The sequence below is a fragment of the Nocardioides kribbensis genome, from assembly GCF_015070375.1.
Taxonomy (GTDB): domain Bacteria; phylum Actinomycetota; class Actinomycetes; order Propionibacteriales; family Nocardioidaceae; genus Nocardioides; species Nocardioides kribbensis.
In genome coordinates, this window is record NZ_JADCLL010000002.1 from 652102 (window position 1) to 677596 (window position 25495).

General features: G+C 74.6%; 23 protein-coding genes. 17 read left to right on the plus strand and 6 right to left on the minus strand.

What is annotated here, in order from left to right; all coding sequences use genetic code 11:
- Positions 1 to 70 precede the first annotated feature (70 nt).
- The 12 genes from IR170_RS08675 to IR170_RS08730 all read left to right on the plus strand — a co-directional run bounded on the left by IR170_RS08675 (position 71) and on the right by IR170_RS08730 (position 16104).
- Entirely contained in the window at positions 71 to 3952 is a 3882-nt protein-coding gene (locus tag IR170_RS08675; protein ID WP_056864773.1) for a DNA-directed RNA polymerase subunit beta', read from the plus strand.
- Between the two features lie 162 nt (positions 3953 to 4114).
- Positions 4115 to 4636, plus strand: coding sequence for a DUF4232 domain-containing protein (locus IR170_RS08680; RefSeq protein ID WP_193662018.1), 522 nt, complete (start codon positions 4115 to 4117; stop codon positions 4634 to 4636).
- Between the two features lie 38 nt (positions 4637 to 4674).
- Positions 4675 to 4890: a hypothetical protein gene (locus IR170_RS08685; protein ID WP_193662019.1), complete on the plus strand. Its 216-nt coding sequence runs from the start codon at positions 4675 to 4677 to the stop codon at positions 4888 to 4890.
- Positions 4891 to 4968: 78 nt separating this feature from the next.
- Positions 4969 to 6219 (plus strand): geranylgeranyl reductase family protein, encoded by a 1251-nt coding sequence (locus IR170_RS08690; RefSeq protein WP_193662020.1) that lies wholly within the window; start codon positions 4969 to 4971, stop codon positions 6217 to 6219.
- Between the two features lie 17 nt (positions 6220 to 6236).
- Positions 6237 to 7046 carry a lysophospholipid acyltransferase family protein gene (locus tag IR170_RS08695; protein ID WP_193662021.1) on the plus strand — a complete coding sequence of 270 codons (810 nt, stop codon included), beginning with the start codon at positions 6237 to 6239 and terminating at the stop codon, positions 7044 to 7046.
- 4 nt (positions 7047 to 7050) lie between these two features.
- Entirely contained in the window at positions 7051 to 7932 is an 882-nt protein-coding gene (locus IR170_RS20270; RefSeq protein ID WP_193662022.1) for an NUDIX hydrolase, read from the plus strand.
- Positions 7933 to 8027: 95 nt separating this feature from the next.
- Positions 8028 to 9290 carry a hydroxyacid-oxoacid transhydrogenase gene (locus tag IR170_RS08705; RefSeq protein WP_193662023.1) on the plus strand — a complete coding sequence of 421 codons (1263 nt, stop codon included), beginning with the start codon at positions 8028 to 8030 and terminating at the stop codon, positions 9288 to 9290.
- Positions 9291 to 9292: 2 nt separating this feature from the next.
- Positions 9293 to 12178 carry an FAD-binding and (Fe-S)-binding domain-containing protein gene (locus tag IR170_RS08710; RefSeq protein WP_227488962.1) on the plus strand — a complete coding sequence of 962 codons (2886 nt, stop codon included), beginning with the start codon at positions 9293 to 9295 and terminating at the stop codon, positions 12176 to 12178.
- 82 nt (positions 12179 to 12260) lie between these two features.
- Entirely contained in the window at positions 12261 to 13493 is a 1233-nt protein-coding gene (locus IR170_RS08715; protein ID WP_193662024.1) for a class I SAM-dependent methyltransferase, read from the plus strand.
- Entirely contained in the window at positions 13486 to 14496 is a 1011-nt protein-coding gene (locus IR170_RS08720; RefSeq protein ID WP_193662025.1) for a hypothetical protein, read from the plus strand. The genes IR170_RS08715 and IR170_RS08720 overlap by 8 nt, the downstream gene beginning before the upstream one ends.
- 40 nt (positions 14497 to 14536) lie before the next feature.
- A complete protein-coding gene (locus tag IR170_RS08725) occupies positions 14537 to 15541 on the plus strand; it encodes a DNA topoisomerase IB (RefSeq protein WP_193662026.1) in 1005 nt (334 codons plus the stop codon).
- A gap of 65 nt (positions 15542 to 15606) precedes the next feature.
- Positions 15607 to 16104 (plus strand): macro domain-containing protein, encoded by a 498-nt coding sequence (locus IR170_RS08730; RefSeq protein WP_193662027.1) that lies wholly within the window; start codon positions 15607 to 15609, stop codon positions 16102 to 16104.
- A 10-nt stretch (positions 16105 to 16114) separates the two neighbouring features.
- Here IR170_RS08730 and serC read toward each other — a convergent pair whose 3' ends face one another.
- Positions 16115 to 17236: a phosphoserine transaminase gene (serC, locus tag IR170_RS08735; protein WP_193662028.1), complete on the minus strand. Its 1122-nt coding sequence runs from the start codon at positions 17234 to 17236 to the stop codon at positions 16115 to 16117.
- 112 nt (positions 17237 to 17348) lie between these two features.
- Here serC and IR170_RS08740 point away from each other — a divergent pair, with 112 nt between their 5' ends.
- Complete coding sequence (locus IR170_RS08740) at positions 17349 to 17900, plus strand: GNAT family N-acetyltransferase (RefSeq protein ID WP_319804978.1); 552 nt, start codon at positions 17349 to 17351, stop codon at positions 17898 to 17900.
- On the opposite strand, the gene IR170_RS08745 is transcribed toward IR170_RS08740, so the two are convergent.
- Positions 17834 to 18520: a class I SAM-dependent methyltransferase gene (locus IR170_RS08745; protein WP_319804979.1), complete on the minus strand. Its 687-nt coding sequence runs from the start codon at positions 18518 to 18520 to the stop codon at positions 17834 to 17836. The two genes, IR170_RS08740 and IR170_RS08745, sit on opposite strands and share 67 nt — an antisense overlap.
- A gap of 156 nt (positions 18521 to 18676) precedes the next feature.
- Here IR170_RS08745 and IR170_RS08750 point away from each other — a divergent pair, with 156 nt between their 5' ends.
- Positions 18677 to 19234 (plus strand): hypothetical protein, encoded by a 558-nt coding sequence (locus IR170_RS08750; RefSeq protein ID WP_193662029.1) that lies wholly within the window; start codon positions 18677 to 18679, stop codon positions 19232 to 19234.
- A gap of 48 nt (positions 19235 to 19282) precedes the next feature.
- Here the strand turns inward: IR170_RS08750 and IR170_RS08755 are convergent, their stop codons facing one another.
- Positions 19283 to 20386 carry a citrate synthase 2 gene (locus IR170_RS08755; protein WP_193662030.1) on the minus strand — a complete coding sequence of 368 codons (1104 nt, stop codon included), beginning with the start codon at positions 20384 to 20386 and terminating at the stop codon, positions 19283 to 19285.
- An 86-nt stretch (positions 20387 to 20472) separates the two neighbouring features.
- On the opposite strand from IR170_RS08755, the gene pdxH reads away from it, so the two are divergent.
- Entirely contained in the window at positions 20473 to 21141 is a 669-nt protein-coding gene (gene pdxH, locus IR170_RS08760) for a pyridoxamine 5'-phosphate oxidase (RefSeq protein WP_193662031.1), read from the plus strand.
- 47 nt (positions 21142 to 21188) lie between these two features.
- Here pdxH and IR170_RS08765 read toward each other — a convergent pair whose 3' ends face one another.
- Positions 21189 to 22010, minus strand: a complete 822-nt coding sequence (locus IR170_RS08765; protein ID WP_193662032.1) for an SDR family NAD(P)-dependent oxidoreductase — start codon at positions 22008 to 22010, stop codon at positions 21189 to 21191.
- Between the two features lie 100 nt (positions 22011 to 22110).
- On the opposite strand from IR170_RS08765, the gene IR170_RS08770 reads away from it, so the two are divergent.
- Complete coding sequence (locus tag IR170_RS08770; RefSeq protein ID WP_193662033.1) at positions 22111 to 22947, plus strand: helix-turn-helix transcriptional regulator; 837 nt, start codon at positions 22111 to 22113, stop codon at positions 22945 to 22947.
- A gap of 18 nt (positions 22948 to 22965) precedes the next feature.
- Here IR170_RS08770 and IR170_RS08775 read toward each other — a convergent pair whose 3' ends face one another.
- The gene (locus IR170_RS08775) at positions 22966 to 23418 is read right to left on the minus strand and encodes an NUDIX domain-containing protein (RefSeq protein WP_193662034.1); all 453 of its coding nucleotides are present in this window, start codon (positions 23416 to 23418) and stop codon (positions 22966 to 22968) included.
- Between the two features lie 72 nt (positions 23419 to 23490).
- Between IR170_RS08775 and IR170_RS08780 the strand changes: the two genes are divergently transcribed.
- The gene (locus IR170_RS08780; RefSeq protein WP_227488788.1) at positions 23491 to 24165 is read left to right on the plus strand and encodes a DUF4396 domain-containing protein; all 675 of its coding nucleotides are present in this window, start codon (positions 23491 to 23493) and stop codon (positions 24163 to 24165) included.
- Between the two features lie 9 nt (positions 24166 to 24174).
- Here IR170_RS08780 and IR170_RS08785 read toward each other — a convergent pair whose 3' ends face one another.
- Positions 24175 to 25482 carry an MFS transporter gene (locus tag IR170_RS08785; RefSeq protein WP_193662035.1) on the minus strand — a complete coding sequence of 436 codons (1308 nt, stop codon included), beginning with the start codon at positions 25480 to 25482 and terminating at the stop codon, positions 24175 to 24177.
- Between the last annotated feature and the right edge of the window lie 13 nt (positions 25483 to 25495).

Here is a 25495-nt window from a genome sequence, read left to right on the forward strand (position 1 = left end):
CCCAGCGGCGCCCCGCCCCCGCCAGTCCACGACTCGTTTCACACAGATCTAACGAAGGACAACAGCCACCGTGCTCGATGTGAACTTCTTCGACCAGCTTCAGATCGGCCTGGCCACCGCGGACGACATCCGCACCTGGAGCCACGGCGAGGTCAAGAAGCCGGAGACCATCAACTACCGCACGCTCAAGCCCGAGCGTGACGGCCTCTTCTGCGAGAAGATCTTCGGTCCCACCCGGGACTGGGAGTGCTACTGCGGCAAGTACAAGCGCGTGCGCTTCAAGGGCATCATCTGCGAGCGCTGCGGCGTCGAGGTGACCCGCTCCAAGGTGCGTCGTGAGCGCATGGGCCACATCGAGCTGGCCGCTCCCGTGACGCACATCTGGTACTTCAAGGGCGTGCCCAGCCGGCTGGGCTACCTGCTCGACCTGGCCCCGAAGGACCTCGAGAAGGTCATCTACTTCGCGGCCTACATGATCACCTCCGTCGACGAGGAGGCCCGCCACAGCGACCTCTCCTCGCTGGAGAACAAGGTCGGCCTGGAGCGCGAGCGCCTCGAGAAGCGTCGCGACCAGTCGCTGGAGGACCGCAGCAAGAAGCTCGAGGAGGACCTCGCCGCGCTCGAGGCCGAGGGCGCCAAGGCCGACGCCCGCCGCAAGGTGCGCGACGGCGCCGAGCGCGAGATGAAGCAGCTGCGCGACCGTGCGCAGCGCGAGATCGACCGCCTCGACGAGGTGTGGAACACCTTCAAGTCCCTCAAGGTCCAGGACCTGATGGGCGACGAGATGCTCTACCGCGAGATGAAGAACTGGTTCGGCAAGTACTTCGAGGGCCACATGGGCGCCACGGCGATCCAGAAGCGCCTCCAGGACTTCGACATCCCCGCCGAGGTGGAGTCGCTGCGCGACACCATCGCCAACGGCAAGGGCCAGAAGAAGGTCCGCGCCCTCAAGCGCCTCAAGGTCGTCGACGCCTTCCGCAAGACCGGCAACAAGCCCCAGGGCATGGTCCTCGACGCCGTCCCGGTCATCCCGCCGGACCTGCGCCCGATGGTGCAGCTCGACGGTGGCCGCTTCGCGACCTCCGACCTCAACGACCTGTACCGCCGCGTCATCAACCGCAACAACCGCCTCAAGCGGCTGCTCGACCTCGGCGCGCCCGAGATCATCGTCAACAACGAGAAGCGGATGCTCCAGGAGGCCGTCGACTCGCTGTTCGACAACGGCCGCCGCGGTCGTCCCGTCACCGGCCCGGGCAACCGGCCGCTGAAGTCGCTGTCCGACATGCTCAAGGGCAAGCAGGGCCGCTTCCGTCAGAACCTGCTCGGCAAGCGCGTCGACTACTCGGGCCGCTCGGTCATCGTCTCGGGCCCGCAGCTCAAGCTTCACCAGTGCGGTCTGCCCAAGCAGATGGCGCTCGAGCTGTTCAAGCCCTTCGTGATGAAGCGCCTGGTCGACCTGTCGCACGCGCAGAACATCAAGTCGGCCAAGCGCATGGTCGAGCGCGCCCGTCCGGTCGTGTGGGACGTGCTCGAGGAGGTCATCACCGAGCACCCGGTGCTGCTGAACCGTGCGCCCACGCTGCACCGCCTCGGCATCCAGGCCTTCGAGCCCCAGCTGATCGAGGGCAAGGCCATCCAGATCCACCCGCTCGTCTGCTCGGCCTTCAACGCCGACTTCGACGGCGACCAGATGGCGGTGCACCTGCCGCTGTCGGCCGAGGCCCAGGCCGAGGCGCGGATCCTGATGCTGTCGACCAACAACATCCTCAAGCCGTCGGACGGCCGTCCGGTGACCATGCCCACCCAGGACATGATCATCGGCCTGTTCTTCCTGACGACCGACCGTGAGGACCAGGTCGGCGACGGCCGGGTCTTCTCCTCCCCGGCCGAGGCCATCATGGCCTTCGACCGCGGCGAGATCTCGATCCAGAGCAAGGTCCGCATCCGCCTCGACGACATCGTCCCGGCCGCCGACCAGGCCCTGCCCGAGGGTTGGGAGCAGGGTCAGCCGCTCATCGTCGAGACGACGCTGGGTCGCGCCCTCTTCAACGACACGCTGCCCGCCGACTACCCCTTCGTGAACTACGAGGTGGGCAAGAAGCAGCTCGGCGCGATCGTCAACGACCTCGCCGAGCGCTACACCAAGGTCGAGGTGGCCGCCTCGCTCGACGCGCTGAAGGACGCCGGCTTCCGCTGGGCGACCTTCTCGGGTGTCACCGTCTCGATCGACGACGTCACCACCCCCGCCGACAAGCTCCAGATCCTCGAGAGCTACGAGGCGCAGGCCGCCAAGGTGCAGAAGCAGTTCGAGCGCGGTCTGGTCACCGACGACGAGCGTCGTCAGGAGCTCGTCGAGATCTGGACCGAGGCCTCGAAGAAGGTCGGAGACGCCATGGAGAAGGCGTTCTCGAAGTCGAACCCCATCTACATGATGGTCGACTCGGGTGCGTCCGGAAACATGAACCAGATCCGTCAGGTCGGCGCCATGCGTGGTCTCGTGGCCAACCCGAAGGGCGAGATCATCCCGCGCCCGATCAAGGCCAACTTCCGCGAGGGCCTGACCGTGCTGGAGTACTTCATCTCCACCCACGGTGCCCGCAAGGGTCTGGCCGACACCGCCCTGCGCACCGCCGACTCGGGCTACCTCACCCGTCGTCTGGTCGACGTCTCGCAGGACGTCATCATCCGCGAGGACGACTGCGGCACCGAGCGTGGTCTGCCCAAGGTCATCGGCGAGCGCCGTCCCGACGGCACCGTGGTCAAGCACGAGAACGCCGAGACCGCGGCCTACGCCCGCTCGGCGGCCACCGAGGTCACCCACCCGGAGACCGGCGAGGTGCTGGCCACCGCGGGTGAGGACTTGGGCGACGTCAAGATCGGCGAGCTGGTCGAGGCCGGCATCGAGTCGGTCAAGGTCCGCTCCGTGCTGACCTGCGACGCCCGCACCGGCACCTGTGCCAAGTGCTACGGCCGCTCGCTGGCGACCGGCAAGCTCGTCGACATCGGCGAGGCCGTCGGCATCATCGCGGCCCAGTCGATCGGTGAGCCCGGCACGCAGCTGACCATGCGCACCTTCCACACCGGTGGTGTGGCCTCGGCCGACGACATCACGCAGGGTCTGCCCCGCGTGGTCGAGCTCTTCGAGGCCCGCTCGCCCAAGGGTCTGTCCCCGATCTCGGAGGCCGCCGGCCGCGTCGAGATCGAGGAGACCGACAAGGCGCGCAAGGTGCTGGTGACCCCCGACGACGGCTCCGACGTCATCGAGTACGTCGTCAGCCGCCGATCGCGCCTGCTCGTCGGCGACGGCGACCACATCGAGGTCGGCCAGATGCTGACGCTCGGCACGCCCGACCCGAAGGAGGTGCTGCGCATCCTCGGCGTGCGTCGCACCCAGCAGCACCTCGTCGACGAGGTCCAGCAGGTCTACCGCAGCCAGGGCGTGTCGATCCACGACAAGCACATCGAGATCATCGTGCGGCAGATGCTGCGCCGGATCACGGTCATCGAGTCGGGCGACACGAACCTGCTGCCCTCCGACCTGGTCGACCGCGTGCTCTTCGAGGAGGAGAACCGTCGCGTGGTCTCCGAGGGCGGCAAGCCGGCCTCGGGTCGTCCCGAGCTCATGGGCATCACCAAGGCCTCGCTCGCGACCGAGTCGTGGCTCTCGGCGGCCTCCTTCCAGGAGACCACCCGCGTGCTCACCGACGCCGCGATCCACGGCCGCTCCGACTCGCTGCGCGGCCTGAAGGAGAACGTGATCATCGGCAAGCTGATCCCGGCGGGCACCGGCCTCGAGCGGTACCGCAACATCCGGGTCGAGCCCACCGAGGAGGCACGGGCCGCGGCGTACTCCGTCACCGGCTACGACTCCTACGACTACGAGTTCGGCAACGCCGGAGCCGGCCAGGCCGTCGCCCTGGACGACTTCGACTTCGGGTCGTACCAGAACTGACCCCGGCGTAGTCCCGCAGCACCGCACCACCGACGGACCCCCGTCGCCCACCCGGGCGGCGGGGGTTCTTCGCGTCTTCTCAGGCTCCTGCGCCAACCACCACGGCCCCGGCGGCGTCTCATGTCAGGTGGGTGAGGGTCACCCACTCCCGAAGGAGGCACCATGACAACCCCTCGCAGCTCGCTCCGCCTCGTCCTCGCCGCGGCTCTCGCCGCCGGCACGGTCGTCCTCGCCGGCCCCGCCGGCGCGGCCCCCGCACCGGCGGTGCGCACGTGCGGCAACGCCGACCTCACCGCGTCCTACCACGGCGGGGAGGGCGCGGCCGGTCACACCTACGGCCGGATCCGGCTGACCAACACCTCCGACAGCAGCTGCCGCGTGCGCGGCTTCGGCGGTCTGTCGTACGTCGGGGGAGGTGACGGCACGCAGGTGGGCGCGGCCGCCGACCGCACGGGGAAGACCACCCCCGCGGTGACCCTGCGACCCGGTCAGCGGGTGGTGAGCCGGGTCGACGAGCTGGACGCCGGGAACTTCCCGCGCAAGCAGTGCCGCCCCACCGCGGTCGACGGCTTCCGGGTCTACGTGCCCGACGCGACCCGGTCGCAGTTCGTCGAGCACGCCACCACCGGGTGCCGCGACGACGCGGTGCACCTGCTCGCGCACCGCTCCTTCCGTCGACCGTGACGGTTGACACGCAGCAGGGCGCGTGAGGCGATGGCCCCATGAGCCAGCCCCACGACGAGCCGCCCGCCGAGGCGAGTCCCGAGGAGGTGGCCGCCGAGCGCGACGAGCGCCTCGACCCCGACCACCGCCCGGAGAACGCCGAGGTCGACAACACCGACCGGGAGTTCGACGCCGAGAAGGCGATGTTCACCGACGCCGAGGGCTACGACGAGGCGCCCGCGGTCTTCCCGCCCGTGGAGGAGCAGGACGCCTGAGCCCGCACACGCCGCCCCGACCCCGCACCGGGTCGAGGCGGCGTGTCCCGGTGCCCACCCGCCTGCGAGAATCGGGGCGTGAGCACCACTCCGGTCGAGACCGACGTCCTCGTGGTCGGCGCGGGGCCGGCGGGGTCCGCCGCGGCGGCCTGGGCCGCGCGTGCCGGCCTCGACGTCCTCCTCACCGACGCGGCGACCTTCCCGCGCGACAAGACCTGCGGCGACGGCCTGACCCCGCGTGCGGTCGGCGAGCTGCAGCGCCTGGGCCTGGAGCCCTGGCTGCGCGAGCGGGTCACGAGCCGGGGCCTGCGCGCCCACGGCTTCGGCCAGACCCTCCACCTGCCCTGGCCCGGCGGCACCCTGCCCGACTGGGGCAGCGCGGTGCCGCGCACCGAACTCGACGACCACCTGCGCACCACCGCGGTCTCCTGGGGTGCCTCGGCCCTCGACGGCGTCCGCGCGGTCGACGTCCGGCGCGAGGGTGACCGGGTCGCCGCCGTCGTCTTCGAGCGCCGCGGCGACGGCAGCCGCGAGCGCTTCGAGGTGCGCTGCCGCCACCTCGTGGTCGCCGACGGCGTGCGCTCGCCGCTGGGCAAGGTCCTGGGCCGCGAATGGCACCGCGAGACCGTCTACGGCGTCGCCGGGCGGTCCTACGTCGACTCCTCGCGCTCGGAGGACCCCTGGATCAGCTCCCACCTCGAGCTGCGCGGCGAGGACGGCGCGATCCTGTCCGGCTACGGCTGGATCTTCCCGCTCGGCGGCGGCCAGGTGAACCTCGGCGTCGGCACGCTCGCCACGGCCAAGCGGCCGGCCGGCATCGCCGTGAAGCCCCTCATGGCCTTCTACGCCGAGCAGCGCCGTGAGGAGTTCGACCTCGACGGCGACCTGCGCGCGCCGACCTCGGCGCTGCTGCCCATGGGCGGCGCGGTGAGCCACGTGGCCGGCCCCAACTGGGCGCTGATCGGTGACGCCGCGGGCTGCGTCAACCCGCTCAACGGCGAGGGCATCGACTACGGCCTGGAGACCGGCCGCCTCGTGGCGGAGATGATCGCCGACGGCGGCGACCTCGCCTCCGGCTGGCCGGCGCTGCTGCGCGAGCACTACGGCGAGTCCTTCTCCATCGCCCGGCGCCTGGCCGGCCTCGTCACCGTGCCCCGGCTGCTGCCGACGCTCGGGCCGGCGGGCATGCGCTCGGACTGGCTCATGACGCTGGCGCTGCGCTGGATGGGCAACCTGGTCACCGACGACGACCGCGACCGGGCCGCGCGCGTGTGGCGCTGGGCCGGGCGGCGCTCGCTGGCGGTCGACCACCGTCCGCCCTTCTCCTGAGCCGTCGGGAGCCGACGGTGGGGGATCGCACCTACGACCTGACGATCGCGCTGGGCCGGGTGGCCCTGCGCGCCCTCGACGTCACCACCCGCGTCCACGGCGCCGAGCACCTGCCTCGCACCGGCCCGGCCGTGATGGCCAGCGTGCACGTGGGCTACCCCGACTTCCTCTTCGTCGGCAAGGCCGGGCTCGAGCAGGGGCGCCACGTGCGCTTCCTGTGCCGCCACGACATCTGGCACAGCCCGGTCGCGGCGCCCATGACGGCCATGGGCCACGTGCCCGTCGACCGGGAGGCGCCGGCGGCGGCGTACCTGCAGGCCCGCCGGCTGCTGCGCGCGGGGGAGGTGGTGTGCGGCTTCCCGGAGGCCGGCATCTCGTGGTCCTACACCGTGCGCTCCCTGATGCGCGGCCTGCCCGCCCTGGCCCGCGAGACCGGGGCGCCACTGGTGCCGGTGGCCGTGTGGGGCACGCAGCGGATGTGGTCGGTGGGCCTGCCGGTCGACGGGCGCAAGCCCGCGCCGAGCCTGCGCCGGGGGCGGGTGGTGGACGTGGCGTTCGGCGAGCCGATGGGGGTGGCGCCGGGGGACGACCTGGTCACGACGACCCGGCGGCTCGGCCACGTGCTGACCGGGCTGCTGGAGGACCTCCAGCAGCGCCCCGAGCACCGGCCGCGGCCCGGCGAGCGCGCCGTGTGGCACCCGGCCCACCTCGGCGGCGCCGCGCCCGACCGGGAGGCGGCGCGGGCCTGGGACTCGGTGCCCCGCGCGGCGCTCGCGCCCACCTGGGGGCCCGGCACGGAGCCCGGGGGCCGCCCGCGGCTACGGTGAGGACATGGGGGGTCTGCCGCGCACGCAACGGGTCGCGGCCTACGCCGTGGTCGTGCGCGACGAGCAGGTCCTGCTCAGCCGCCTCGCACCGCGCCTGAGCCGCTCCGAGCTCTGGACGCTGCCCGGCGGGGGTCTCGAGCACGGCGAGGACCCCCGTGACGCGGTCGTGCGCGAGGTGCACGAGGAGACCGGCCTCGACGTGCGGGTCGGTGACACCTCCCGGGTCTACTCCCAGCGCCAGCGCCGCGACCGCCGGGGCGGGCGCCGCGTCGACTCCTGGTCGCTGCGCATCGTCTACGAGGGCTGGGTGCCGCGCGACGCACCGGCCCCGCACGTGGTCGAGGTCGACGGCACGACCGTCGACGCCGCCTGGCACCCCCTCGCGGCGGTGCGCTCGGGACGGGTGCGGGTGAGCGCGCTGGTGCGCGAGGCCCTCGCCGACCACACCCCCGCCCGACGGCAGCGGGTCGGCGCCTACGCGCTGGTCACCCGCGCCGGCGGCGCCCAGGTGCTGCTGACCCGGATCTCCGCGCGCGGGCACCACGCCGGCTGCTGGACCCTGCCGGGCGGCGGCGTCGACCACGGCGAGGCCCCGCGCGACGCCGTGCGCCGCGAGCTGGCCGAGGAGTGCGGGCTCGTGGGCGTGGTCGGCGACGTGGTGGCCGTCGACGACGTGCACCTCGCCGGCACCGCGCCCTCGGGGCGCCACGAGGACTTCCACGGCGTGCACCTGGTCTTCCGGGCCGAGGTGGACCCCGACGTCGCGCCGCGGGTCGTGGAGGCCGACGGCACCACCGACGCCGTGGCCTGGGTCGACGTCGCCGAGGTCGAGGCCGGATCGGTCGAGGTGCTCGAGGTCGTGCGCGCGGCGCTGACCCGACGCTGACCCGCCGCTGACCCGCCCCACGACGCGGACGGCCGAGACGGTGCGGGCGCGGTGGGACCCGGCGGATATCGTGGCCTGGACCCAGGAGGCACACCTTGAGCGAGACCATCTTCACCTACGCCGCACCGGCCCTGAAGTTCGGCAGCGGGTCCTCGGCCGAGGTCGGCCACGACCTCGCCGGCTTCGGCGCGCGTCGCGTGATCCTGGTGACCGACCCCGGCCTCGCGGCCACCGGCCACCCCCAGCGCATCGCCGAGCAGGTCCGGGCGAGCGGCATCGAGGTCGTCGTCTTCGACCAGGCCCACGTCGAGCCCACCGACGAGTCGCTGCAGCTGGCGATCGACTTCGCGCGCGACGCCGGGCCCTTCGACGCCGTCGTGGCCGTGGGCGGCGGGTCGTCGATCGACACCGCCAAGGCGGTCAACCTGCTCACCACCAACCCCGGCGAGCTGATGGACTACATCAACGCCCCCGTCGGCAAGGCGCTCGCCCCGGTCAACCGGCTGCTGCCGCTCGTCGCGGTGCCGACCACCACCGGCACCGGCAGCGAGAGCACCACCATCTGCGTGCTCGACGTGCTGAGCCTCCACGTCAAGACCGGCATCAGCCACCCCGCCCTGCGCCCCACCCTGGCCGTGGTGGACCCGCAGCTCACGCTGGGCCAGCCGTCGATGGTCACCGCCGCCTCGGGCATGGACATCCTGTGCCACGCCCTGGAGAGCTACACCGCGAAGTGGTACGCCGACTTCGACGCCAAGCGCCCCGAGCAGCGGGTGCCCTACTGCGGCGCCAACCCGATCGCCGACCTGTGGTCGGAGCGCGCGATGGGCCTGCTGGCGGGCTCCTTCCGCGCCGCGGTGGCCGACGGCACCGACCAGCTGGCGCGCGAGCAGATGGCGATGGCCGCGACCTTCGCCGGGCTGGGCTTCGGCAACGCCGGCGTGCACATCCCCCACGCCAACGCCTACCCGATCGCCGGGCGCGTGCGCGACTACCGCCCGGCCGGCTACCCCCAGGACGAGGCGATGGTGCCGCACGGCATGGCCGTCTCGCTCACCGCGCCCGAGGCCTTCCGGTTCACCTACGAGGCCGCGCCCGAGCGCCACCTGGCCGCCGCCCGCCTGCTCGACCCCGCGGCCACCGGCACCGGCCCCGACGTCCTGCCCGACGTCATCTCGACCCTGATGCGCGACATCGGCCTGCCCAGCGGCCTGGCCGAGGTCGGCTACGGCGACGGCGACGTCGACGACCTCGTGGGCGGAGCGCTGCAGCAGCAGCGCCTGCTCGCGACCGCGCCGCGCGAGGCGACCCCCGACGACCTGGCCGCGGTGTTCCGCGGCTCGATGGAGCACTGGTGACCCTGCACGTCCCCGACCACGCCGGCCCCGACAGCACCTCCGGGGGCACCGGGGTGGGCGACCTGCTCGGCGAGCTGCGCCGCCGGGGCGTCACCGACGTCGACGACTCGGTGCTCACCCGGGCGCTCTACTCCACCGACGCCTCGCTCTACCGCGTGCTGCCCCAGGTGGTGGCCCGGCCACGCCACACCGACGAGCTGCTCGCCGTGCTCGACGTCGCCCGGGCGACCGGCACCCCGCTGACCATGCGTGGCGCCGGCACCTCGATCGCCGGCAACGCCGTCGGTCCCGGCATCGTCGTCGACACCGCCCGCCACCTCGGGCGCGTGCTGGAGATCGACGCCGAGGCCCGCACGGCGCGCGTCGAGCCCGGCGTGGTCCACGCGACGCTGCAGCAGCAGGCCCAGGCCCAGGGCCTGCGCTTCGGCCCCGACCCCTCCACCCACACCCGCTGCACGATCGGCGGCATGATCGGCAACAACGCCTGCGGCTCGCGCGCCCTGGGCTACGGCCGCACCTCCGACAACGTCGAGTCGCTGCGCGTGGCCTTCGGCACCGGCGAGGTCTGGTCGGGCGGCGGCGGTGCGGTGGCCGACGGCCTGGCCGCGATCACCGACGCCAGCCTCGAGCACGTGCGCACCTCCTTCGGCCGGTTCACCCGCCAGGTCAGCGGCTACGCCATGGAGCAGCTGCTGCCGGAGAACGGTCGCCGTCTCGACCGGTTCCTCACCGGCTCGGAGGGCACCCTGGGCCTGGTGCTCGACGCCACCGTGCGGCTGGTCGTGGACGAGACCTCGCGCCAGCTGGTCGTGCTCGGCTACCCCTCGATGGTCGAGGCCGCCGACGCCGTGCCGGCCCTGCTGGCCGCCGCCGGCACCCCCGTCGACAGCCCCGCCGGCATGGAGACCGCGGGCGCCGGGCTCGTCGCCTGCGAGGGCATCGACGCCCGCATCGTCGACCTGGTGCGCGCCCGCGGCGCCGTGCCCGACCTGCCCCGCGGAGCCGGCTGGCTCTTCGTCGAGGTCACCGACCCGGGCCTGGTCGCGCCGCTGGTCGCGGTCTCCGGGGCCCTCGACCACCGCCTGGTCACCGACCCCCGCGAGGCCGCCGCGCTGTGGCGGATCCGCGAGGACGGCGCCGGCCTCGCCGCGCGGAGCACGCAGCGCCAGGCCCTCTCGGGCTGGGAGGACGCCGCCGTGCCCCCCGACCGGCTCGGGGCGTGGCTGCGCGACTTCGATGCGCTGCTGCTCGAGCACGGCCTGCAGGGCGTGCCCTACGGCCACTTCGGCGACGGCTGCGTGCACGTGCGCATCGACTTCGACTTCACCGACCGCGAGAGCGACGCCGCCGCCGGCCCGCGCCGCTTCCGGGCCTTCGTGGAGGACTGCGCCCGCGAGCTGTCGAAGCACGGCGGCTCGCTCTCGGGCGAGCACGGCGACGGCCGCGCCCGCTCGGAGCTGCTGACCCACATGTACGACGAGGAGTCGCTGCGGCTCTTCCGCGCGGCCAAGGCCGTCTGCGACCCCGACGGCCTGCTCAACCCCGGCGTGCTGGTCGACCCCGACCCCTTCGACGCCTCCCTGCGCCCGGCCCGGCCGCGCGCGGGGGTGCGCCCGCTGCTGCGGCTGGCCCACGACGGCGGGTCCTTCGGCGACGCCGTGCACCGCTGCACCGGCGTCGGCAAGTGCGTGGCGCCCTCGGCGACCGGCGTGATGTGCCCCTCGTGGCAGGCCACCCGCGACGAGAAGGACTCCACCCGCGGCCGCGCCCGCGTGCTCCAGGAGGCCGTCGACGGCTCCTTGGTCGGCGGGCTGGGCGACCCGGCGGTCTCCGAGGCCCTCGACCTGTGCCTGGCCTGCAAGGGCTGCGCGTCGGACTGCCCGACCGGGGTCGACATGGCCACCTACAAGGCCGAGGCGCTCTTCCAGAAGTACGACGGCCCCGAGGCGACCGCGCGGCGCCCGCGCAGCCACTACCTGCTCGGTCGGCTGCCGCGGTGGGCCGCCCTGGCGGCGCCGATGGCGCCGGTGGCCAACGCGATGATGCGGCTGCGCCCGGTGGCCAGCGCCGCGCGGGCGACCGCCGGCATCGACCAGCGCCGCTCGATCCCGGCCTTCGCGCCGAGGACGCTGCGCCGCACGACCAGGGGCCGCGGCGGCGACCGGGCGCCCGACGTGTGGGTGTGGGCCGACTCCTTCACCGACCACTTCTTCCCGCGCAGCGGCCTCGCGGCCATCGAGGTGCTGGAGGCGGCCGGGCTGCGGGTGCGGGTGATCTCCGACGACGCCTGCTGCGCGCTGACCTGGATCACCACGGGTCAGCTCGACAAGGCCCGGGCCATCATGGAGCGCACGGTGGCCACGCTCGCGCCGTACGTCGCCTCCGGGGTGCCGGTCGTCGGGCTCGAGCCGTCGTGCCTGGCCACGCTGCGCAGCGACGCGACCGAGCTGACCGCCGACCCGCGGGCCGCCGAGGTCGCCGGCGGGGTGCTGACCTTCGCCGAGCTCGCCACCCGCCTCGACCTGCCGCTGCCCGACCTCACCGGCGTCGAGGTCGTGGCCCAGCCCCACTGCCACCAGCACGCCGTGCTCGGCTGGGAGGCCGACCGCTCGCTGCTGGAGCGGGCCGGGGCCTCGGTGACGAAGGTGTCGGGCTGCTGCGGCCTGGCCGGCAACTTCGGCATGGAGAAGGGCCACTACGAGGTGTCGGTGGCCGTGGCGGAGACCCACCTGCTGCCGGCGGTGCGCTCGCACCCCGACGCCGTCGTGCTCGCCGACGGCATGTCGTGCCGGGTGCAGCTCGACGACCTCGCCGACGTGCCGACGATGCACCTGGCCGAGCTGTGGGCCTCCCGGCTGCCGGCCGGCGCCCGCGGGGACCGCGCGTGAGCCCCCGCCAGCGCCGCTGGATCATCCCGGTCGCCCTCGCCGCGCTGCTGCTCATCGTGGTCGTGACCTCGGTCCTCGACCGGTGAGCGGCGCGACGGGAGGGGCCCTGGAGGAGGCGCTCGCGCGCCTGCGGGCGCCGCTGCTCGACCCCGAGCGGCTCGTGCGCGCGGTCGCGTCGGGCCGGCGCAAGGGCCAGGAGCCGCCGCGGTGGCGGCGCCTCGAGCTGCGCCACGTCGACCTCAAGGCCGGGCCCCACCTGCAGGTCACGGCCTACGACGCCACGCAGGCCCACACCTCCAACCACGCCCTCGCCGGCGCCGACGCCGCCGACGCCCTCGACGCGCTGCTGGCGCTGCCCTTCGGCAACTGGCACGTCGAGACCACGACCGAGACGGTGCAACTGCGGGTGACCAAGAAGCTCGACGCCGTCGTGCACACCGCGCGCCGTGCCGAGGCCGTCGCGGTCGACCGCGCCCACGACCGCGACAAGCCCCGGCTGCTGGCCGAGGACGACCCCGTCTTCCGCGAGCTCGGCCTGACCGACGCCCAGGGCCGGCTCAAGCCCACCCGACAGGCGAAGTACCGCCAGGTCGAGGAGTTCCTCCGGCTGCTCGACGCCTCGATCACCGAGGCCCGGGCCAAGGGCCACCTGCGCCGGCCGACGCCCGAGGACCCGCTGCGGATCGTCGACCTCGGCTGCGGCAACGCCTACCTCACCTTCGCCGCCCAGCGCTTCCTCACCGCCACCCGCGGGCTGCCGGTGGTCGTCACGGGGGCCGACGTCAAGGAGCAGTCGCGCGAGCACAACAGCGCCGTGGCCGCCCGCCTCGGCGTCGACGCGGAGTTCGTGGTCGGCTCGATCGCCGACGTCGAGCTCCCGCAGCCGCCCGACGTGGTGCTGGCGCTGCACGCCTGCGACACCGCCACCGACGAGGCGCTGGCGCGGACCGTGGGCTGGGAGGCGCCGCTGGTGCTCGCCGCGCCCTGCTGCCACCACGACGTCGCCGCCCAGCTGCGACGCCTGCCCACCCCGGCGCCCTGGGCGATGCTCACCCGCCACGGCATCCTGCGCGAGCGCCTCGCCGACACCCTCACCGACGGCCTGCGCGCCTCGCTGCTGCGCCAGCGCGGCTACCGCGTCGACGTCGTGCAGTTCGTGGAGAGCCAGCACACCCCGCGCAACACCATGCTGCGCGCCGTGCGCACCGGCGGCGAGGCCCCCGAGGCGCGCGAGGAGTACGACGAGCTCGTGGGCGCCTGGGGCGTCCGGCCCCGCCTCGCCGAGCTGCTCGAGGCCGACCGGGCCGGTGCGTGAGCGCGTGATCGACGGGTTGCTCGCCGCAGCGGTCGCGCTGCCCTTCGCCGTGGGCCTCGGGGTCGGGCCGGGCGGACCCGACGCCGAGGTCGCCTTCGCCTTCCGCGACCCTGCTGTGGTCGAGTCGAGCGGGCTCGTCGCCCGCGACGGGCTCGTGCTCACCACCAACGACTCCGGCGACACCGGGCGGGTCTTCGCCGTCGACCCCGCCACGGGCCGCACCGTGGGCGTCACCACCTGGAGCCAGGACCCCGTCGACGTCGAGGCGCTCGCCCCCGCCGACGGGCCCGGCGCGCGACCCGGCGAGGTCTGGGTCGGCGACATCGGCGACAACCCCGGCGAGCGGACCTCGGTGTCGGTGACCCGCGTGGCCGTGGGCCGGGGCACGCTGGGGGCCGCGGGCACGACGTACGAGCTGGTCTACCCCGACGGTGGGCAGGACGCCGAGACGCTGCTGGTGGAGCCGCGCAGCGGGCGGCTGCTGGTGGCCTCCAAGGCCTTCCTGGGCGGCACGCTCTACCGCGCCCCGGCGCGGCTCTCGCCCGACGCCCCCAACCGGCTCGAGCCGGTCGGGTCGGTGCTGTCGATCGCCACCGACGGCGCCTTCTTCCCCGACGGTCGCCACCTCGTGGTGCGCGGCTACGGCGGCGCGGTCGTCTACGCCTGGCCCTCGATGGAGGAGGTCGCCGACCTCGACCTGCCCACGCAGCAGCAGGGCGAGGGGATCGCGGTCGACGAGGACGGGCGGGTGCTGCTCTCCAGCGAGGGGCAGTACGCCGAGGTGCTGGAGCTCGACCTGCCCGCGGACGTGCGGGCCGTCGTCGACGGCACGGGCGCCGACCGGGCCGACCGGGCCGGACGGGAGGCCGGGCGCGACCCCGACCTCGTCACCGAGACCGACACCGCGGAGCTGACCCTGATCACCGGCTGGATGCTCGGGGGCGCACTGGCGGTGCTGGGCCTGCTGGTGGGGCTCGTGGTGCTGCTGCTCCGTCGCCGCTGAGGGTGAGCCGCGGTGGCGGTGGCGCTCCTAGTCTCGGGCCATGGTCCGCCTGCGCCGCACCTCGCCCGACCAGCCGGGGTGGACGCGTCGTCGCGCGGGCAGTGGCTTCAGCTACCTCGACGCGGCCGGTGACCGGCTGCCGGCCGACGACGTCCAGCGGGTGCGCGACCTGGTGATCCCGCCGGCCTGGCAGGACGTCTGGATCACCCCCCACGCCAACGGCCACCTGCAGGCGGTCGGCACCGACGAGGCCGGGCGCCGGCAGTACCTCTACCACCCCGAGTGGCGCACCCGGCGCGACGCGGAGAAGTTCGACCGGATGCTGGAGTTCGGGAAGGCCCTGACCCGCGCCCGCGAGCTGGTGGTGGCCGACCTCGGCCGCGAGGGCATGCCTCTCGAGCGCGCCTGCGCCGCCGCCGTGCGGCTGATCGACCTGGGCTACTTCCGCATCGGCAACGACGTCTACGCCGACACCAACGGCAGCTTCGGGCTCACCACCCTCGAGCGGCGCCACGTGCGCCGGCGCCAGGAGCAGCTGGTGTTCACCTTCGTGGGCAAGTCGGGGGTGTCCCACGAGATCCGCATCGACGACGCCGTGGTCATCGAGGCGATCGAGGTGATGCGTCGCCGCCGCGGCCAGGACCTGCGGCTGCTGTCGTACAAGACGGGGCGCTCGTGGCGCTCGGTGCTGCCCGAGCTGGTCAACGAGTACGTGCGCTCCTCGACGGGGATCGAGGCCACGGCCAAGGACTTCCGCACCTGGCACGCCACCGTGCTGGCCGCGGCGGCGCTGGCCGAGACCCCCGAGCACGGGGAGACCCGGGCCTCGCAGAAGCGAGCGGTCTCGGGGGCGATGAAGGAGGTCTCCTCCTTCCTCGGCAACACCCCCACGCTGGCGCGCTCCTCCTACGTCGACCCCCGTGTGGTCGAGGCCTACGAGGACGGCCGCACCATCGTCGGCACCACCCGCCGCCACCACGACAGCCCCGACGTGCGGCAGGCCGCCCTGGAGCGTGCGACCCTGAGGTTGATCAAGGAGAGCTGAGCCCCCCGTCGGGAGGCCGCTCCTGGTCGACCGTCCCGGCTCCCGGGGCGGCAGGACGGAGCACCATGCAGCTCAACGTCGTCGAGGGCGACCTCACCACCCAGCGCGTCGACGCGGTCGTCAACGCCGCCAGCACCGCGATGCGCGGCGGGGGAGGCGTCGACGGCGCCCTCCACCGCGTCGGCGGGCCCGCCGTGCTCGCCGACTGCGTCGCGCGCTTCCCCGACGGGCTGGCCACCGGCGACGCCGGCTGGACCACCGCCGGCGACCTGCCGGCGCGGTGGATCATCCACGTCGTGGGTCCCGACCGCGCGGCGGGCCAGACCGACCGCGGCCTGCTCGAGTCCTGCTATCGCCGCGCGCTCGAGGTCGCCGACGAGCTCGGAGTGCGCACGATGGCCTTCCCGCTGGTCGGCGCCGGGGTCTACGGCTGGCCGCGCGCCGACGCCGTGGCCGCGGCGATCGAGACCCTGCGCGAGACCCCGACGCAGGTGGAGACGGCCACCATCGTCGCCTTCGGCCGCACGGCCTACGTCGACGTGCGCTCGGTGCTGGGCCGCTAGGCGCGTCTGCTCAGGAGTGCTCGACGACCCAGTCGACGCAGGCGGTGAGGGCGCGCACGTCGTCGGGGTCGATCGCGGGGAACATCGCCACGCGCAGCTGGTTGCGGCCCAGGCTGCGGTAGGGGTCGACGTCGACCACGCCGTGCTCGCGCAGTGTCGCGATCACCGCGGGGGCGTCGACGGCCTCGTCGAGGTCGATCGTGCCGACGACCAGCGAGCGGTGGTCGGGGTCGGCGACGAACGGCGTGGCGTAGGAGGAGGCCTCGGCCCACGCGTAGAGCGCGCCCGAGGACTCCGTGGTGCGCGCGACCATGGCGTCGAGCCCGCCCTGGGCGTGCATCCAGTCCAGCTGCTCGGCCATGAGGAAGAGCGTGGCGACGGCGGGGGTGTTGTAGGTCTGCTGCTTGCGCGAGTTGCTGATCGCGGTGGGCAGGTCGAGGAACGCCGGCACGTGGCGCCCGCTCGCCGCGACCTCCTCGGCCCGCGCCAGGGCCGCCGGCGACATCAGGGCCACCCAGAGCCCGCCGTCGGAGGCGAACCCCTTCTGGGGCGCGAAGTAGTAGACGTCGCTCTGGGCGACGTCGACGGGCAGCCCGCCCGCGCCCGAGGTGGCGTCGACGAGCACCAGCGACCCCGGGTCGGTGCCCTCGGGTCGCAGCACCGGGGTCATCACGCCCGTCGAGGTCTCGTTGTGGGCCCAGGCGTAGGCGTCGACGCCGGCCTCGGCGGCCGGGGCCGGCCGCGAGCCCGGCGCGGAGGAGATCACCGACGGCTCCAGGAGCCAGGGTGCGGCCGTGGCGGCCGTGGCGAACTTGGAGGAGAACTCCCCGCAGACCAGGTGCTGGCTGCGGCGGGTGAGCAGGCCGTGGGTGGCGACGTCCCAGAAGGCGGTGGACCCGCCGTTGCCCAGCACGACCTCGTAGCCCTCCGGCAGGTCGAAGAGACCTGCGACGCCCTCCATGACCCGGCCGACCAGACCGCGCACCGGCGCCTGGCGGTGCGAGGTGCCCATCAGCGTGGAGCCGGTGGCGGCCAGGGCGTGGAGGTGGGACTGCTGCACCTTGGAGGGGCCCGACCCGAAGCGCCCGTCGGCGGGCAGCAGGTGGTCGGGGATGCGCGGCGAGCGGGTCATGTGCTTCTTCCGTCGAGGGCGGCGCGGCCGGGGCCGCCCGGTGGATCGGGCGGTCCTATTCTGTCACCGCGCCACCCCCGGCCCCTCGCGCCGCCAACCCTCGGGAGAGCCCGTGACCCAGCCCGTGACCCCGCCTGCGACCCACGACGGGACCCCCACCCCGAGCCCCCACGACCTCGAGCTCGTGCGCGTGCCGGCCGACCACCCCGACGCGGTGCGGCTCGTCGAGGAGGTCCAGGCCGAGTACGTCGCGCGCTACGGCTCGCCCGACGCCAGCCCCTTCGACCAGGAGGTCTTCGCGCTGCCCTCGGGCGCCTTCTTCGTGGGCTACCTCGACGGCGACGCCGTCGCCACCGGCGCCTGGCGCCGCAGCCCGGTGGAGGCGCTGGGGTCCTCGGTCACCGCCGAGGTCAAGCGGATGTACGTCGTGCCGCGCGCCCAGCGCCGGGGCCTGGCCCGCCGGATGCTGGCCCACCTCGAGGCCACCGCGGCCGAGGCCGGCGTGGAGGTGCTGGTGCTGGAGACCGGCACGCTGCAGCCCGAGGCGATCGCGCTCTACACCTCGGCGGGCTACGTGCCGGTGCCCGGCTTCGGCCACTACCGCGACTCGCCGCTCTCGCGCTGCTTCGCCACCGACCTGCGCGGGCGCGCCACCACGAGGTAGCGGTCGTCGCTGATCTCGCGACCCCACAGCGCGGGGTCGACGAGCGGGGTGTGGGCCGGCTCGAGGTCGGCCGCCTCGGCCAGCGCCACGCACTCCGCGCCGGTGATGCCGGCTCCGGTCGACCAGCTGCCCTCGACCAGCACGAGCACGCCGCCGGGGCGCAGCAGCGCGCTCCAGCGTCGCAGCACCGCCACCGGGTCGGGCAGGGCCCACAGCACGTGGCGGCACAGGACGACGTCGTAGGAGTCGGACGTCAGGGGCGGGTGGGCGGCGTCGCCGGCGAGCACCCTCACGGGCGACCCGGGCAGCCCGGCCACCTTGGCCCGGGCCCGCTCGAGCATGGCGGGGGAGAAGTCGACGGCGTCGACGCGGTGACCCGCCGCGGCGAGCAGGGCGCTCAGCGTGGCGGTGCCGCAGCCGAGCTCGGCCACCCGGGCCGGGGCCGACGGCAACAGGGGCAGCAGCAGCGCCGACCACGCGGCGCGCACCGCCGGGTCGCGCAGGCCGTGGTCGGCAGGGTCGTCGTAGGCCGCCGCCTCGGCGTCCCACACCGCGATGCGCCCGGCCAGCCCGGGGTCGTCGGTCGGCTCGGATCGGGGCGGTCCGCTCAGGTCGTCCACGCTGCGACCGTAGTGACGGTCACCGACACCCGCCACCCGGCGCCCCCGCGCCGCCCCCTCCCTGGACCGACCATGACCCAGCACCAGCACCAGCACACGCATCAGCACCAGCACACGCATCAGCACCGCCACCTGAGGGCCACCGCGGCGGCCCTCGTGACCTTCGTCGTCCTGCTCGGCGCCGCGCTCGTGCCGGGCGCGGCGCAGGCCGAGCCCCGCCCGCTGGAGGACTATGCCTCCTACCAGCCGCAGACCCGCTGCGCGCCCGGGGCCAAGCCGGGCACGGTGGCGCTGGGGCGCTGGCTGGTGCGCCACCACGGCGGCGGCTTCGGGCGGATCGGGTCGACCTGCTCGAAGCACACCACCTCCGAGCACCAGGAGGGCCGCGCCTTCGACTGGATGATGAGCGCGCGGACCAAGGCCGACCGCCGCGAGGTGAAGGAGGTCTTCGAGCGGCTCTTCCGCGCCGACCAGGCCGGGCGCGAGGACGCCTGGGCGCGCCGGATGGGCATCATGTACCTGATCTGGGACGACGAGATCTACAGCGCGTGGAACGCCTTCGAGCCCGAGCCCTACCTCAGCTCGTCGTGCGCCACGAAGAAGAAGTGCAGCCAGACGCTGCGCCACCGCGACCACGTGCACGTCTCCCTCACCCGCCGGGCCGGGCGCGGCCTCACCAGCTGGTACGACGGCCGGCTCCCCGCGAAGGACTGAGCCCCCCGTCCCGGAGGGAGCGAGGGGCTCAGTCGGCGCGGAGCGGGCTCAGCCGGCCCACTCGGCCTTCCAGCCGTCGACCTCGTCGGCGCCGCGGGCGGCGGGGCCGGTGTAGATCGCCGAGGGGCGGATGAGGCGGCCCGTGCGCTTCTGCTCGAGGATGTGCGCCGACCAGCCGCCGGTGCGGGCGCAGGTGAACATCGAGGTGAACATCGTGGCCGGGACCTCGGCGAAGTCGAGGACGATCGCGGCCCAGAACTCCACGTTGGTCTCGAGCACGCGGTCGGGGCGACGCTCGCGCAGCTCGGCCAGGGCGGCCTTCTCCAGGGCCTCGGCCACCTCGTAGCGGGGGGCGTCGAGCTCCTTGGCGGTGCGGCGCAGCACGCGGGCGCGGGGGTCCTCGGCGCGGTAGACGCGGTGGCCGAAGCCCATCAGCCGCTCGCCGCGGTCGAGCAGGCCCTTGACGTAGGCCTCGGCGTCGCCGGACTCCTCGACGTCGGCGATCATGCCGAGCACGCGGCTCGGGGCGCCGCCGTGCAGCGGGCCGCTCATCGCGCCGATGGCTCCGGAGAAGGCGGCGGCGACGTCGGCGCCGGTGGAGGTGATGACGCGGGCGGTGAAGGTGGAGGCGTTCATGCCGTGCTCGGCGGCGCTGCTCCAGTAGGCGTCGATGGCCTTGACGTGCTGCGGGTCGGCCTCGCCCTTCCAGCGGAGGAGGAACTTCTCGGCGAGGGTGCTGCCCTCGTCCACGACCTTCTGGGGCACGACGGGGGCGTGCAGGCCGCGGGCGGACTGCGCGGCGTAGGAGAGGACCATGACGGCGACGCGGCCGAGGTCCTCGCGGGCCTGCTCGTCGGAGATGTCGTAGGTCTGGCCGAAGCCGAAGGCCGGCGCCAGCATGGCCACGGCGGCCTGCACGTCGACGCGCACGTCGCCGGTGTGCACGGGCAGGTTGTAGGGCTCGGCGGGGGCCAGGCCGGGGGCGTAGGTGCCGTCGATCAGCAGGCCCCAGATGTTCTCGAACGGCACCCGGCCGACGATGTCCTCGATGTCGACGCCGCGGTAGCGGAGCGCGGACCCCTCCTTGTCGGGCTCGGCGATCTCCGTCTCGAAGGCGACGACGCCTTCCAGTCCGTGGTGTACCTCGGGCATGCGTTCGACTCCTGTGTCGGGTGGTCAGAGGGGGTCGCCGCGGTGGGCAACCTCGGCATTGTGTCAGCCGTCCTACTGTCAGGTACATGGCCACCGACCTGCGAACGCTCCGCCACGAGTACGCCGCCCGCGGCCTCGCCGAGACCGAGCTGACCGACGACCCGCTCGAGCTCTTCCGCACCTGGCTGGAGGAGGCCGTGGCGGCCGGGATCGGCGAGCCCAACGCCGTCGTCGTATCGACCGTCACCGCCGCCGGCACCCCGACCTCGCGCACCGTGCTGCTCAAGGGCCTGCACGGCGGCGACGACGGGGACGGGGGCCGGGACGAGGGTTTCGTGTTCTACACCAACCACTCCTCGGCCAAGGGCCGCGACCTCGACGCCCGCCCCGGCTGCGCGCTGCTCTTCCCCTGGCACGACCTCGAGCGCCAGGTCCGCGTGGAGGGCACGGCGGCCCGGCTCCCGCGGGCCGAGGTCGAGGCCTACTTCGCGGTGCGCCCGCGCGGCTCCCAGCTGGGCGCCTGGGCCTCCCACCAGTCCTCGGAGGTGGCCGACCGCGCCGAGCTGGAGCGGGCCTACACCGCCGCCGAGCAGCGTTTCGCGGGCGGCGACGTGCCCGTGCCGGAGGAGTGGGGCGGCTACGTCGTGCGCCCCGAGGTCGTGGAGTTCTGGCAGGGCCGGCCCAGCCGCCTGCACGACCGGCTGGTCTACCGGCGCGAGGGCGCCGGCTGGACCACGCGGCGCTTGGCGCCCTGAGCGTCCCTCGCCCGGCCGTGGCCCCACGGCCGTGCCGCCCGGTCGTCTCAGACCGGGCGGGTGGCGGTGATGCCGCCGTCGACCGGCAGGTCGACCCCGTGGAGGTAGGCGGCCGCGGGGGAGACCAGCCACGTCACCGCGGCGGCGACCTCCTCCGGTCGCCCCGCGCGCCCGGCGGGGGTGCCCGCGACCATCGAGGCGATGACGTCGCCGTCGGAGTCGTTGATCGGGGTGCGGGTCGGGCCCGGTGAGACGGTGTTGACCCGGACGCCGCGTGGACCGAACTCGGCCGCCCAGCTGCGGGCCAGCTGCGCCTCGGCGGCCTTGGTCGCGGAGTAGAGGCCGACGAAGGGGTGCCCCACGCCGGCCATCCAGGAGCCGATCACCACGATGCAGGCGCCGTCGCGCCCGAGCATGCCCGGCGCCAGGGCGGCCGTCAGCACGTGCGGCGCGCGGACGTTGACCGCCAGCGCGGTGTCGAGGTCCTCGTCGGTGAGGCCGAGCGTGTCCACCGGCGGGCACACCGCGGCGTTGTGCACGAGGACGTCGACGCCCCCGCCGAGCACCTCGGTGACCTCGCCGGCGAAGTGGCGCAGGTCGGCGTACGACGCGGTGAGGTCGGCCGCGACCCAGTCGGCGCGGCCGCCGGCGGCGCGGAGCCGCTCGACCACGGCCGTGCCGCGGGCGACGTCGCGGCCGCTGACGACGACGTGGGCCCCGGCGGCGGCGAGGTCGGTCGCGATCGCCGCGCCGATGCCGCTGCTGGAGCCGGTGACGAGGGCGGTGCGGCCGGCGAGGAAGCGGGCGGGGTCGGCGGCGCGGTCGGTGGTGGGGGACGTGGGGGCGGTGGTGGGTCCGGTGGAGGTCACGGCGCCAGCCAACGGGCTCGGTGGGCCGTGCGCCAGGGCGGGCCCGACCTGGGCACGCCAGGACCAGGCAGGGGCCGGGCGGCGCGCCTAGGCTGGGGTGATGGGACGGGACCGGGCGGAGCTGGGGGCGTTCCTGCGCTCGCGGCGCGACCGGCTGACCCCGGCGCAGGCGGGGATGGACCCCTTCCCGGGGCCGCGGCGCGTGCCGGGCCTGCGCAAGGAGGAGCTGGCCGTGCTGGCCGGGGTCAGCCCCGACTACTACAGCCGCCTCGAGCAGGGCCGGCAGGCCAACGTCTCGCGCGAGGTGCTCGACGCGCTCGCCCGGGCGCTGCGACTCGACGAGACCGAGCAGGCCCACCTGGCCGACCTGGCGGGACCGCCCGCCCGCACCGCGCGGTCCACCACCGCGTCGCAGCGTCCCGACCCGGGACTGCTGCGGCTGATGACCGCGCTCGACCACCTGCCCGTGGTGCTGCTGGGCCAGCGCACCGAGGTGCTGGCCGCCAACGCGCTGCTGGCTGCGGTGCTGAGACCGCTGGCGCCGGGCACGTCGTTCGTGCGCTTCCTCTTCCTCGATCCGCTCGCCAGGGAGCGGATCGTGAATTGGGAGCACTTCGCCGCCACCGCCGTGGCCGCGCTGCGCCGTGACCTCGGCCGCCATCCCCACGACGCGCGGCTGCGCGACCTGGTGGCCGAGCTGCGCCGCGACGCCGACGTGGAGCGCTGGTGGGTCGACCACGCCGTGCGCGACTACGCCTCGGTGGCCAAGCAGATCGCGCACCCGGTGGCGGGCGACCTGGCCTTCGACATCGAGATCGTCTCCCCGCCCCACGACCCCGACCAGCGTCTGGTCGTCTACACCGCGCAGCCCGACTCGCGCACCGCGCGGGTGCTGCCGATGCTGGCCAGCTGGCAGGGCACCTCGGCGCCCGCCTGAGCCGACCCGTGCCGTCGCTCAGGCCTCGGGTGCGGCGCCGAGGGCGGCGAGGGTCAGGGCGACGTGCCACACCAGGGGCAGCGACCCCGCCTCCTGCGGCGTGGCCCACCGGTGGGCGTCGTGCTCGCGCGCGCTGAGCCGCACCTCGACGGGCGGTCCGGTCTCCTCCAGCGCGTAGGTGAGGGTGTGGAAGACCAGGTCGCGGCCCTCGGTGTCTCGGTTGCGGTGGTGGCTGACCTCGGAGCCGGCGCGCACCCGCAGCCCCGCCTCCTCCCAGCACTCCCGGACCGCGGCCGCGGCCGGTGACTCGCCGGGCTCGACCGTGCCGCCCGGCACGTCCCACTGCCCGCCGAGGTAGCGCCCCTCACGGCGCCTGAGCAGGAGGTACCGCCCGCCGCGCTCCACGAGGCCGTGGGCGACGACGCGGTCGGTCGCGTCGCTCGACCGCTCCGCGGCGCTGGCGTCCTCCACGCCTCGAGGGTAGACCGCTCCTACCCCCTAGGGGTATATGTTCGGTGCGTGGGACCACCCGAGGAGGAGACGATGAGCACCACCCAGGACCACCAGCACGACCACCAGGGCGACGCGGGGCACGACCTCGGGTCGCGCTCGATGGCCGTGAGCGCGACGCTGCACTGCCTCACCGGCTGCGCGATCGGCGAGATCGTCGGGCTCCTGGTCGGCACGGCCCTCGGCCTCGCGACGTTGCCGACCGTCGTCCTGAGCGTCGCGCTGGCGTTCGTGTTCGGCTTCACGCTGTCCTCGCTGCCCCTCGTCCGTGCCGGCCTGGGCGTCCTCGCCGCTCTCGGCACCGTGGTGGCCGCCGACACCGTGTCGATCGCGACCATGGAGGTCGTCGACAACCTGGTGATGGCGCTGCTGCCCGGCGCGATGGGCGCCGGCCTGGTCAACAGTGTCTTCTGGATCGGCATGACCCTCTCGCTCGCGGCCGCCTTCGTGGCGGCGCTCCCGGTCAACCGCTGGCTGCTGGCCCGCGGCAAGGGCCACGCCCTCACCCACCGGTTCCACGGCGCGCAGGTCGTGGGTCGTCGCCGGTGGATCCCCGACCCGCCCACCTCGACGCTGGTGGCGGTCATCGCGGCGTTCATCCTGGGTGGGCTGGTCGTGTCGGTGGCCGACGGGCTCGGCGCCGGCGACGGTGCCCACGCCGGCGCAGCGCCGACCTCGGTCGTCGGGCGGTCGCACGCGGTCCGATGAGGCCGGCGGTCATGCGCCGTCCCGACGCCGACGGTTCGGCGTCGGCGTCGTGGGCCCGATCAGGACCTCTGGCGGGCCGGACCTGCCCCACGGGCCCCGCGCCCCCTCGGCCCCTCGGTCGGTGCGGGGGGCCGGTGCGCCCGGTGAGCTGGCCCAACCGCAGGTGGAGGCGCCCAGTGCCACGACCGCCGCGCCCACGAAGGCCGCCGGGAGCCCGTGACCGCCCGCGGCCGCCCCGACGAGGGTCGAGCCCACGGCCTGGCCCAGCACGAGGGTGACGAACAGGGTCGCGGTGGCTCCGGCCACCGACCCCGGCAGCACCTCCCCGGACCAGCTGATGAGCGCTGTGGTCGCTGCGACGAAGGACCAGCCCGCGAGCACGCACGCGAGGAGCGCCGCCGTCCGTGACGACGGGGCGACGCCGAGCAGGCCGAGCGCGGCGGCGAGCCCCGTGCAGGTGAGCGTCCAGGCCGTGGGGGCGGGGCGGCGTGACAGCAGGCCGGCGGTGGCAGCGGTCACCGTGCCGCCCACGCCGACGCCGATCCAGGCCGCCGTCGACCACCCCGCGCCGAGACCGGCCCCGACGAGGAGGCTGCGACCGTAGGTCCACAGGGCGGCCGAGGCCGCCCCGAGGAGCAGGGCCCCTCCCGCGGGTCGCGCCAGACGGGACCACGCGGCCGGCCCGGTCCGCTGCGGGCGAGGGGCGAGGACGCCCCGCGCCTCGGGGCCGTGGGCGCGCGCCCGGGCTCCGCGCGGTCCGTCGAGCAGCAGGACGGCGAGGCCGGCCGCCGCCGAGACGGCGGCGCTGACGACGAAGGCCGTGCGCCAGTCGGGCGAGAGGGCCGCGGCGAGCACGCCGGCCGCGACGAGGCCGGGGCCGGTCCCGGAGTTCACGACGCCCTGGGCCCGGTCTCCCCGGGGTCCGTCGAGGTGGTGCTGCACCACCGCGACGAGGGCGGGGGAGGCGAGGCCGGCGGAGGTCGAGGCCACGACGGCCGCGGTCGCGAAGCTCGCCACCCCGCTCGCGGTGGCCATGCCGAGCGAGCCGGCGACCGCGGTCGTCAGCGCGGCGGCGACCAGGACGCGACGACGGCGTCCGGCCGCGGAGCCGCACAGGGCGCCGACGCAGTAGGCGACGGAGGCGGCAGAGGAGACCGCTCCCGCGGTGGCGGTCGTCAGCCCCAGGCTGGCCTGCACGTCGGGGAGGAACAGTCCGTAGGCCAGCCGCACCAAGCCGTAGGTCGCCGCGATGAAGCAGGTCGCGGCGACGACGAGGGAGGTGTCGTGCGACGACGCTGACGATAACGACCGTTTCATTTTCGGGAGTCTA